This window comes from Dolichospermum sp. FACHB-1250 (assembly GCF_014696335.1).
GTDB lineage: Bacteria > Cyanobacteriota > Cyanobacteriia > Cyanobacteriales > Nostocaceae > Dolichospermum > Dolichospermum planctonicum.
On the sequence record NZ_JACJPZ010000008.1, the window covers coordinates 94,234 to 105,115 of the forward strand.

The 10,882-nt window shown below is 37.3% G+C and carries 8 protein-coding genes; 7 read left to right on the plus strand and 1 reads right to left on the minus strand.

Annotated elements, in window-relative coordinates; all coding sequences use genetic code 11:
• The first annotated feature begins 358 nt into the window (after positions 1-358).
• The 7 genes from H6F39_RS04695 to H6F39_RS04725 all read left to right on the plus strand — a co-directional run bounded on the left by H6F39_RS04695 (position 359) and on the right by H6F39_RS04725 (position 9,191).
• Positions 359-1,552 (plus strand): RNA-guided endonuclease TnpB family protein, encoded by a 1,194-nt coding sequence (locus H6F39_RS04695; protein WP_190396312.1) that lies wholly within the window; start codon positions 359-361, stop codon positions 1,550-1,552.
• Positions 1,553-1,650: 98 nt separating this feature from the next.
• On the plus strand, positions 1,651-1,830 hold the full coding sequence (psb34, locus tag H6F39_RS04700) for a photosystem II assembly protein Psb34 (protein WP_137906945.1): 180 nt from the start codon (positions 1,651-1,653) through the stop codon (positions 1,828-1,830).
• 477 nt (positions 1,831-2,307) lie between these two features.
• Positions 2,308-4,488 carry a tetratricopeptide repeat protein gene (locus H6F39_RS04705; RefSeq protein WP_137906944.1) on the plus strand — a complete coding sequence of 727 codons (2,181 nt, stop codon included), beginning with the start codon at positions 2,308-2,310 and terminating at the stop codon, positions 4,486-4,488.
• 20 nt (positions 4,489-4,508) lie between these two features.
• A complete protein-coding gene (locus H6F39_RS04710; RefSeq protein ID WP_190371783.1) occupies positions 4,509-6,365 on the plus strand; it encodes an ABC transporter ATP-binding protein in 1,857 nt (618 codons plus the stop codon).
• A 107-nt stretch (positions 6,366-6,472) separates the two neighbouring features.
• A complete protein-coding gene (locus tag H6F39_RS04715; RefSeq protein WP_137906942.1) occupies positions 6,473-7,060 on the plus strand; it encodes a Crp/Fnr family transcriptional regulator in 588 nt (195 codons plus the stop codon).
• Between the two features lie 253 nt (positions 7,061-7,313).
• Positions 7,314-8,288: a cysteine synthase A gene (locus H6F39_RS04720; RefSeq protein ID WP_137906941.1), complete on the plus strand. Its 975-nt coding sequence runs from the start codon at positions 7,314-7,316 to the stop codon at positions 8,286-8,288.
• 318 nt (positions 8,289-8,606) lie between these two features.
• Positions 8,607-9,191 (plus strand): DUF5331 domain-containing protein, encoded by a 585-nt coding sequence (locus H6F39_RS04725; RefSeq protein WP_190371782.1) that lies wholly within the window; start codon positions 8,607-8,609, stop codon positions 9,189-9,191.
• Between the two features lie 79 nt (positions 9,192-9,270).
• Here the strand turns inward: H6F39_RS04725 and H6F39_RS04730 are convergent, their stop codons facing one another.
• Positions 9,271-10,263, minus strand: coding sequence for a folate-binding protein YgfZ (locus H6F39_RS04730; RefSeq protein WP_190396313.1), 993 nt, complete (start codon positions 10,261-10,263; stop codon positions 9,271-9,273).
• Positions 10,264-10,882: the final 619 nt, after the last annotated feature.

The window sequence follows — 10,882 nt, forward strand, 5'->3', positions numbered from 1 at the left end:
AGTGGGTCAAATATCGAAAATCATAGACATAGAACTTACGTAAGATGTGGCTGAACACCTTATTCTTGCGTAGGGGTAATTCATGAATTACCCCTACTTTCAGTTCTTTTTGCGTAAGTCCTGAGACAGAAATTTTAAATCATTTAACTTATTTAACTATTTATCTACTTTTATCAGAAAACGCCGTAATACCCCATCCCTCTACAGGGTGGGGATGTAAGGCGGGTAAAAATTAAACACCCTCCAAGGGATATCGCAGCTTAATCGTGAGAGAGGGTAGTTTCATTTTTACCATTAGGTATTGACTAATTCCCTAAAGTATATTATACTCAAAATAGGTCGGGATTGGGAATAAAAGATGATTGTTTTTGAATTTAAAGCCAAAGGCACAAAGCAGCAATATCAAAAAATTGATGAGGCTATACGGATAACTCAGTTCATCCGTAATAAGTGTTTGCGCTTTTGGATGGACAATCAAAATGTTAAACCCTACGACCTAAATAAATACACTGCGGTACTAGCTAATGAATTTGATTTTGCTGATAAATTAAACTCAATGGCTAGACAGAGTGCAGCCGAGAGAACTGCTTTTGCAATTAAAAGATTTTTTGATAATTGTAAGGCAAAAGTTCCAGGTAAGAAGGGTTATCCCAGATTTCAAAAAAATAACCGTTCAGTTGAATATAAGACTGGATGGAAACTTTTAGATTACCGTAAGCACATTACTTTCATAGACAAATGTGGTATTGGTCAGTTGAAATTAATTGGAACTTGGGATTTACATTTTTACCAGATTAAGCAAATAAAGAGAGTTAGGATAGTTAAACGTTCTGACGGTTACTATATCCAGTTTTGTGTAGATGCAGAACGGAATATTGACATCAATGCTACAGGTAAAACCGTTGGTTTAGATGTTGGTCTTAACAGTTTCTACACTAATTCTCAAGGGGATAAAATTGATAATCCTAGGCATTTGCGGAAATCAGAAAAATCTTTAAAACGATTACAGAAAAAAGTTAGTCGCAAAAAGAAAGGTTCTAATAATCGCAAAAAAGCTATTAACCGTCTTGGTAGAAAACATTTGCAAGTTTCACGTCAACGTAAAGACTTTGCTGTGAAAACAGCATTGTGCGTAGTTAGATCTAACGATTTAGTGGCGTTTGAAAAACTGCAAGTGAAAAATATGGTTAAAAATAGCAAATTAGCCAAGTCAATTAGTGATGCTGGTTGGTCATTGTTTACTCAATGGTTAGAATATTTTGGTAAAGTTTATGGGCGTGTGGTTGTACCAGTTGCACCTCAATATACTTCTCAAAATTGTTCTAGTTGTGGAGAAATAGTTAAAAAATCACTTTCAGTTAGAACTCATGTTTGTAAATGTGGGTGTATTCTTGACCGTGACCACAATGCTGCAATAAATATACTAGCAAAAGCACTAAAACAAACTGGCTATGATCTAAGTACGGTGGGGCGCACCGGAACTTTTAACGCTTGTGGAGAGACGACCCTCTACCCAGACTTGGTAACAAGTTTGGGTAAGGTTGCTCGTTGAAACAAGAATCCCCGTCCCTCTATAGGGCAGGGAGCGTCAAGAGAGTAATGTCAAATTTGTGTAACATTAAGTAAAAGAAGATAACAAGGAATAACTTTATGCCCTATACAACGGAAGAAGGCGGCCGTCTTAATAATTTCCCCAAAGAACCCAAGGTTTATCAAGCGGAACCGCCAACGAACGCTCAAAAGCGTAATTATATTATCTTAGGAATTGCGGCGGCGCTTTTAGTTGGGGGAGTAGTTTTTGTGGCCTTTACTGTTTCCAATGTCGGTTGATTGTAGAACTTTTATAAATTTTAACTTTTCTTGATCTCAGGTTCTTGCTTTCACAAAGAGCCTGATTTTTTGTTAAGATGGAACGATAGCAAGTATAGTTATATTTTTTTAACTTCGATCTAGCCGGAAAACCTTAATTAATCCTGAAAAAGAAAATATCTCAGTTAGAAACCCCAGACCTAAAGGCGGGGAAAATCGCCCACATCTGATTGACTGACTAGGTTAAAGACCAGAGTTAAAGACCTACGAGGGAGTAGGATAAGAAGCTGGTTCTCTACTCTAGAACCAGACGATTAGACAGGCTTGTTAGGGTTAAATCGGTATCCTTTGCATATTTACGGATCTTAAACATTGACATTCCCGGTAGCGTGCCGGAGGCATTAGCTAACATTACCCGCAAGAAGATACTTGCTGTCCTTGGTGAAAATCAACATCGTCAGATGTGACATTAATATTCAATGAATTTATTCAGTCAGGATGTATACAGAAAAAAGGGCTCAAAGCCAAATACATAGAAGCGTGAATGAAACTCTACACACAAAAAATATTAAGAATCAGCAAGTCTATCAACGCCTAAAGCTGTCCCTGAGCCTGGGTTTGCGTAGACAAATTCTATTTGCTATATGTGACGATTTAAAGTTAAGAAATCGCATAGCAGCGCGTTTACACTCACTCTTAGCTTATCCAGTGGGAAATATCCTCTATCAGCAAGAGAATAGAGAAGAGTTTAGCACTCAAGCTTATCCAAGATTAGTCACTTGGCGATTAAATGTCAGTGATCCCAATCCCATAGCGCAAATAAATCAATGGTTAGTTAATTATCCACCCCCCATTGTGGGAGGTTCAAAAAATAATTCTGGCCGTCCTTTACCAACCCCAGGATTTCAGATTGTGGGGGTAGAAATGCTGACTAAAGAACCAGTAGCAGTACAACGGTTATTCTTGAATTATCTCAGACTAAGTGAAGCATATCTATCGGGTCAGGAATCGAGTAGTTTTTTAGAATCCAGTTTGTTATTTTGGGTTTCTCGTCCTTGGTTATCGGCAATTCAGCAATCAGCACCCAAATTTTGGCATTGTCGAACTGGTGTATTTATATTTGCCGGAGAACCGACACCAACTGTAGATAATAGAGTTTATGCAGAGGATTTCGCAGATTCTGTCCGTTTAGATGGGGAAAATTTGCAGGATTTATTTGTTGATGAAGAGGAAATTTATAAAGACATCAGACAAACAAATCAACCAGATTTATCTGCAACTAAAAACGAAAATTTACTAACACAAATACCTGAAAAATCTCCTGCTCAAGCTTCTGAAATAACCACTGAGCAAAGTTTTGCTTCTTTATCTCATATTAATCAGGAATTACATGGATTAATCAAAGAAACACTAAATACTGATGATAGCGGACAAACACAACAAATATTATGGGAAATTGAGCAATTACACATTGAAAATGCCAGGGGAAATGAGTTAGCAATTCCTGGTGAGTGCTTCGCTATTGCTTATCAAAGTTTGGGTAATTTATATCGCTCGCGCATTGAGCAAGGACAAGCAACTCTCCAAAACTTAATGATAGCAATTCTCGCTTATCAGGAAGCGGTTACCTATGATGAAAGTTCTCCACAAATTCCAGATATTTTGAATGATTTGGGGACACTTTATTGGATGTTGCACCGCATCCGTGATAATTCAGAAGAAGCGAAAATTTATATTCAGCAAGGTATAGATTTTTATAAATTAGCACTGAAGCTAATTACGGGTGATACTCAACCAGAAACTTATGCTCGTATCCAAAATAACTTGGGAGCGGCTTATGGTGATTTGGCCAGGTTTTCTGAACCAGTGGAAAACTGGAATTTGGCGGTTATGGCTTACCATGAAGCACTTCGTTACCGACAGGAGGAAATAGAACCTTTAAAATATGCTGCTTGTCAGAATAACTTAGGTACAGCTTACTGGCATTTAGGGCAGTATAATCGGCCTGTAGAACATATTAAAAAAGCGATCGCTGCTTATAAATTAGCCGTTGTTCACTATCAACCGACAGATGAACCCCTAAAATATGGGATGATTCAAAATAACATTGGTACGGCTTATTGGAATCTTTCTCAATATGAACAACCAACGGAAAATCTCCAATTAGCGATTCAGATTTACACTGAAGTGCTAAAATATCGAACATCAACAAATTCACCCCATGCTTATGCTGCTACTCAAAATAATCTCGGTATCGCTTACTGGCATCTAGCAAATCAGCGGACAACAACAAAGGAAGATCAACAAAAATTTATTAAGTTATGTATTAATTCTTATGAAGAAGCTGTGAATACTGCTCACTCATTAACTAATATAAATTTAAGTTTTGATTTGTGGTTGACACATAATACTTTGGGAATAGCTAATTATTATTTAGTTACCAATGTGGGTTTTAATGGAGATAAAAAAATGCTTTCTCGACATTTAGAAGTTGCTTTAGAAAATCATTTACAAGCCCTAAATGGATTTAGTAAACAAACAGAAAATTATCAAATAACCATCAACCACATTATTAAAATAATTCGGACTTTCCATAATGAGTTAGGCATTCAAGGACAAAATTTAGCTTTGTCTAAACTTCCGGGATATTTATTAGCTGATATTTTAGGTAAATTGTAAATTTTTTGGTAATTGATAATATGAAAGAAATAGTGCTAGAGGTTCGTAATCTACAAGTTGAATTTATTAGTGATAGCAGGAAGGTTAAAGCCGTAGATGGTATTAGCTTTCGGTTACATCAGGGTGAGACTCTAGGTATAGTGGGAGAGTCGGGAAGTGGAAAGTCAGTGACAGCTTTAGCAATTATGGGTTTGTTGTCATATCCGGGTAAAGCTAGTGGGGGGGAAATTTGGTTTTCTCCAACCAATGGCCAACCGCTGGATTTATTAGCTTTACCACCTCAAGAAATGCAGCTTTATCGAGGTGGTGATATTGCTATGATTTTTCAAGAACCAATGAGTTCTTTAAATCCAGTTTATACTATTGGGTTTCAATTGCAAGAGGCAATTATGCGTCATCAAAATGTGAATGCAATTCAAGCCAAAGCAATTGCGATCGCTGGTTTACAAGAGGTTAAACTCTTACCTAGTGATGAGCAAATTCAACAACAGTATCTTAATTATGATTTATCTGCACTGGACAGTTTTAAATTAGCACAATTAATAAAGCAGCATAAAGAAGCAATGCTAGATCGCTACCCTCATCAATTGTCAGGGGGGCAGTTACAACGGGTTATGATTGCTATGGCAATTTCTTGTAATCCTTCTGTGTTAGTTGCGGATGAACCAACTACAGCTTTAGATGTGACTGTACAAGCAACAATTTTAGAATTGTTGTCTGAATTACAAAAAAGTCGCAATATGGCTATGATTTTTATTAGTCATGACTTGGGATTAATTTCGGAAATTACTGACCAAGTAGCGGTAATGTATCAAGGTAAAATAGTCGAATATGGAGCAGCCGCACAAATTTTTAATCACCCCCAACATCCTTATACTAAAGGACTTGTAGCTTGTCGTCCCAGCCTTAACCATCGTCCCCGCAAACTCCTAACTGTTTCTGACTACATGAGTGTAGTCAAAAATGAGTGGGGAGAAGTCACAATTAAGGCTAAAGAACCAGTTAAACCAGCGGAAATTACTAAGAAAGAATTTCAGGAAAGACTGGCAAATATTAGTGCCAAACAACCGCTATTAACCGTGCGGAACTTAGAGGTAGGTTTCCCTGTGCGGGGAGTATTTGGAGAAACAAAACGCTACCATAAGGCTGTAAATGGGGTTTCCTTTGATGTTTTTCCTGGAGAAACCTTGGGATTGGTGGGAGAATCGGGTTGTGGTAAAACTACTTTGGGTAGAACCTTGCTGCGACTAATCGAACCCATGAGCGGTAAAATATTATTTGATGGACAAGATATTACCCATTCAACTGGGAAAACTTTGCAGCACTTACGACGGGAAATGCAAATTATTTTCCAAAATCCTTTTAGTTCCCTCAACCCCCGGATAAAAATTGGGGAAGCGATTATAGAACCGCTGTTAATTCATGGTGTGGGTAAGTCAAAACAACAGCAACAAGCTAGGGTAGTGGAACTTTTGGTAAGGGTGGGTTTAAGTGCGGATGATATGAAAAAATATCCTCATCAATTTTCCGGTGGTCAACGTCAACGGGTTTGTATTGCCCGCGCTTTAGCTTTGAATCCTAAGTTTATTATTTGTGATGAGTCAGTTTCAGCTTTAGACGTTTCTGTACAAGCGCAGGTTTTAAACTTATTGAAAGAATTACAAGAAGATTTTCAACTCACTTATATCTTTATTTCCCATGATTTAAGTGTAGTGAAATTTTTGAGCGATCGCATTTTAGTCATGAATCAAGGGAAAATTGTAGAATCAGGTACATCTGAAAGTATTTATCTTGAACCAAAAGAAGAATACACGCAAAAATTAATTGCTGCAATTCCTACAGGTAGTCCTGCACGGGTGAGAAACCGGCACAATTAAATGGAACAATTAAATAGAAATTATAGAAATTTCTAGACAATAGCTTTTTATTACCATATCTATCTATAATACGGTTACTGTATCGGAGAAAAGTAATATAGATACTGATGTCATTATACACAAGTCTAGCGCAAACAGCTACTCACAATAGCCAACAACATTTTACCAGGCGATCTTTATTGCCGAGTAAAAAGAATGCTTTATGGCAAATAGAAGCAGGATTTGTCATAACTTATACTTATTTAGAAGATGGAACGACAGTAGCTTTAGGATTATGGGGGCCGGGGGATCTAGTTGGGGAAATGCTATCAACAATGAAACCTTATCAGATAGAGTGTTTAAGCAAGGTAGAAGCGATTATTATACCTGTAGAGGATTGGACGCAACTGACAAATACTTTGCTTAATCACATTCAAAAAGCGGAAGAATTAATGGTAATTCGCAGTCACAAAAAAGTAGAAACCATGTTGATACGATTATTAGCATGGTTATCAAAAAAATTTGGTTCAGAAGTACAAGCAGGAAGATTAATTGATATGCCTTTAACTCATGAAGACTTAGCAATACTGATCAATTCCACTCGTGTAACCATCACTCGTATATTAGGACAATTAGAACAGGAAGGACTAATTAATAGACTTTCTCAGCACCGGATTATAGTGAAACAAGAAGATATTTGGTATTATGAAATATAAAATGATCAATCTACCCAAATACTAGAGATTGCAGTATGAAAGGACTTACACAAATAGGATGATCTCCTAAGTGTTTGCGGGTAACTTGGGGAATATGCTCAGGGTTAAAGCCCGGACTACAGACAAAAAAATATAAAAATATAGTTTTTTGTGACACCTGCTGAAGTCCTATATAAAATCAAAAACTCTATTTCCCCAACTCTCACTCAATCAATGTCAAAATTTAATTGGGAAGAAATCAAGTAAATTCAATATGGATACCAAAAATGGATTTGTCGGTACAATTGGGAACACACCACTAATTCGCTTAAACAGTTTTAGTGAAGAAACAGGTTGTGATATCTTAGCCAAAGCGGAATTTCTAAACCCTGGTGGTTCTGTAAAAGATCGGGCTGCGCTTTACATCATCGAAGATGCGGAAAAAAAAGGACTGCTCAAACCTGGTGGTACAGTAGTCGAAGGGACTGCGGGAAATACGGGAATTGGACTGGCGCATATCTGCAATGTCAAGGGTTACAAATGTTTGATTATTATTCCCAACACCCAATCTCAAGAAAAAATAGATGCTTTAACTACCTTGGGTGCGGAAGTTCGTCCTGTTCCTGCTGTACCTTACAAAGATCCTCATAATTACGTCAAACTATCTGGGAGAATTGCAGCAGAAATGGAAAACGCCTTATGGGCTAATCAGTTTGACAATTTAGCTAATCGTCTTGCCCATTATCAAACCACAGGTAGAGAGATTTGGCAACAGACAGATGGTAAAATAGACGGCTGGGTAGCGGCGACTGGTACGGGTGGTACTTATGCAGGTGTGGCTATGTACTTAAAAGAGCAAAATCCCGGCGTTAAATGTGTGGTTGCTGACCCTTTGGGTAGTGGACTATACAGTTATATCAAAACCGGGGAAATCAAAATAGAAGGTAATTCCATTACTGAAGGTATTGGTAATAGCAGAATTACAGCTAATATGGAAGGCGCGCCTATTGATGATGCTATCCAAATTGATGATTTAGAGGCCTTGCGTGTCGTTTATCAACTATTAAAAAAAGATGGTTTATTAATGGGTGGTTCAACAGGGATTAATGTGGCTGCGGCTGTGGCTTTAGCCAAACAATTAGGACCTGGACATACTATTGTTACTATCTTGTGTGATAGTGGTTCTCGCTATCAATCACGCATATTTAATAGTGAATGGTTAGCAAGTAAAGGACTGATGATTAATTAAGATTTTTAGCGCTGCATAATGGCGGAATTACTACGCAACTGGCATCATCTGTACTGCATTTAACTTGTATAATTATAGCGGGCAGGATGCCCGCACCAGAAGATTTAGCCAGATTAGGATTGTACAATTTAGCTGCATAACAGCTTAATATATGAGATCGTAGTCAGGATTTTAGTCTTATGTTTGAGAGGCTATGGGAACATTCTTCAGGGCTAAGTCCTATAGACTCTGGTAATTTTGGGTAAGTTTTATAGAACGGATAAAAATTACTGAAAATATATAAATTCTGTCAGGTGCAAATTAGAAAGGAGGGAATAAATGGATATTGAGCATCTACGTCAATCATTAAAAATTAAGTGGCTGAGTTATTATGAGCAAAATCGTTCTTGGCTAGTTAAAATGCGAATTTGGAAAGATTATGATGGTATACGTCGTCCTTCTTCGGGTTACATAATCGCCACTTTATCTATTTTAGAATCAGAGTTAAAAAAAATCCTGCCTTTTATTTTGGATTTAAATAATAATCCTGATCAAATAATTGCGGCTTTAGGTTTACACTTCAATCCTGAACAGGAATTAAATAGCTTGAAATCTCAGCGTTCTACAGCGAAAAATGAGATTGTTAGTACCTCTCCTATTCGTATCCCATTGACAGATTTATCTGTAGCTAAAGAACGCAAACAAGTGTTATTGAAAATGAATACGGGTGTTTCAGTGGTTGCAGTGGCCACGCCAGTTTATGATCATTCTTTAGTTAGGCTACCTGTTCCCGTGGAAAGGGAACAAATAGCTACTGAAATCTCCAAAATTCCCAGCCAAAATATTCTCTTTACTACGTCTCATCCTAGCAGTAGTTTACCTTCTTGGATAGATGAATTTTGTCGGGGTAGAGGAAATGGATAAAGCTGTATAAAATATCAGGATTAATTCATTGATAATTCTGTGTAGCTTGCAATAGAGAATTTAGGATTAAGTTGGTTAATTACCCGTTATTCAAGGGATATTCGTGAGAAACAAAGGGAATAGCCACTATTTCTCCCTCTGTTTCCCCAATTTGCACTTTTAAACCAACTCCACCAGCTTTACTTCTGATGTAACCTAGTCCAAAATGACCATCCGGGGTGGTTGTATAGCTGGTGAGTTTACCTACTTTTTCGTCGCCAATGGTGATGATTGTTCCTGGTTCAGCCGCACCATGGAGATGAATACCCCAAAGGTATTGTTTTACACCTTTGTATGTATTCAATCTGGCAATGGTTTCTTGGCCGATATAACAACCTTTGTTAAAGGAAATTGTCTGCCATAAACCAACTTCTAAGGGGTTATAATCATCCGTAAGTTCGGCATCTGGAGCGGGACGACCTTGTACTATTCGTAACATTTCCCAGGCGCGATCGCTCAATTCTCCAGCACCATAACTCAGGATTTTATTCCACAATATTTCTTTTTTTGTGACTGGTAAAATTAGAGTATATCCCGGTGTAGCCAAGCCGCTACCAACAGCAACTATTACTCCATCTATTGATATGAAATTACCATCTGGTTGACCAATTAAATCACCAGCTCCCAATTTTTCGACAATACCATGGCTTTGGGGTCCCATCAGGGTAAAAGTTGCCGTTTCTGCGGTAATATCAGTTAATTTGACCTGATCTGCAAAGAAGATATAACGATCTAACCATTGCATGATTAGCTGACGACGGTTAGGGGAAACTAGGAGCAAAACAGCATCATCTAATACATAACTAGTGACTAAATCAATCGTCCGGGCTGTAGATGTCACCATGACAGTATCGCAGCCCTGACCGGGTTTGAGGACTTGAAAATTATTTGTGCTTTGATTGTGTAAAAAGCGTAATCTGTCATCATCAGAAACACGGATACGACCCCAGTGAGAGCGATCGCTTATAGCTACACCTTCTTTGATTAATTGGATAGGATTTGCATTTTGATTGTTAATTGCAGATGTTAACATAATTTTCTCAGTCTAGTTTGGTTAAAAAAATGAATTGGTCTCAGCCAGAGATGATCCAGACGCAAACAAGAGAAGTTGCAGTTACGGCCATTTTTAGGTTAATGAACCACGTTTTAATCAAAGTTTCGCGCTAAGACACAAAGGCGCAAATAAGTAGATTAATTTAGATTGTGGCATAAATAAATGAAAATTGCTGTAAATATCTTTGATTTTTTTCCTGTTTGTTGCCCAGCATGGATTTGTGTTAATTTGTGTTAATTTGTGTTAGAATTGGAGGCGATATAATTGAGTATAGGACTTAATTAAAATAACTGCGCTATCAAAATTAATTTAATTCTGACTCTAATAGCGATAGTCGTATTTAGACGAATAAAAGAAATTTCTAGTCCTTTTTAACGGACTTTGGTTATTAGCCCGGAAGTTTATTTTTGGGCGGGTTATATCTAGGATAAAATATCCCCATCTATATATTTTTTCGATTTCCAATTATGACAAATACAAAAAATACAAATAAACCCTTATTTTCTCAACATTATTTAGATTATCGCATTCAAGAACTTCCAGAATGGCAATTAGATATTAAAGCAGAATTTGCGGCATTAAAAAATCTTTATTTATC

What these genes read in the sequence shown, in the direction of transcription:
- psb34 (WP_137906945.1), top strand. Translation starts at nt 1,651, where the DNA reads ATGCCCTATACAACGGAAGAAGGCGGCCGTCTTAATAATTTCCCCAAA.
- H6F39_RS04730 (WP_190396313.1), bottom strand. Translation starts at nt 10,263, where the DNA reads ATGTTAACATCTGCAATTAACAATCAAAATGCAAATCCTATCCAATTA.
- H6F39_RS04720 (WP_137906941.1), top strand. Translation starts at nt 7,314, where the DNA reads ATGGATACCAAAAATGGATTTGTCGGTACAATTGGGAACACACCACTA.
- H6F39_RS04695 (WP_190396312.1), top strand. Translation starts at nt 359, where the DNA reads ATGATTGTTTTTGAATTTAAAGCCAAAGGCACAAAGCAGCAATATCAA.
- H6F39_RS04725 (WP_190371782.1), top strand. Translation starts at nt 8,607, where the DNA reads ATGGATATTGAGCATCTACGTCAATCATTAAAAATTAAGTGGCTGAGT.
- H6F39_RS04705 (WP_137906944.1), top strand. Translation starts at nt 2,308, where the DNA reads ATGTATACAGAAAAAAGGGCTCAAAGCCAAATACATAGAAGCGTGAAT.
- H6F39_RS04715 (WP_137906942.1), top strand. Translation starts at nt 6,473, where the DNA reads ATGTCATTATACACAAGTCTAGCGCAAACAGCTACTCACAATAGCCAA.
- H6F39_RS04710 (WP_190371783.1), top strand. Translation starts at nt 4,509, where the DNA reads ATGAAAGAAATAGTGCTAGAGGTTCGTAATCTACAAGTTGAATTTATT.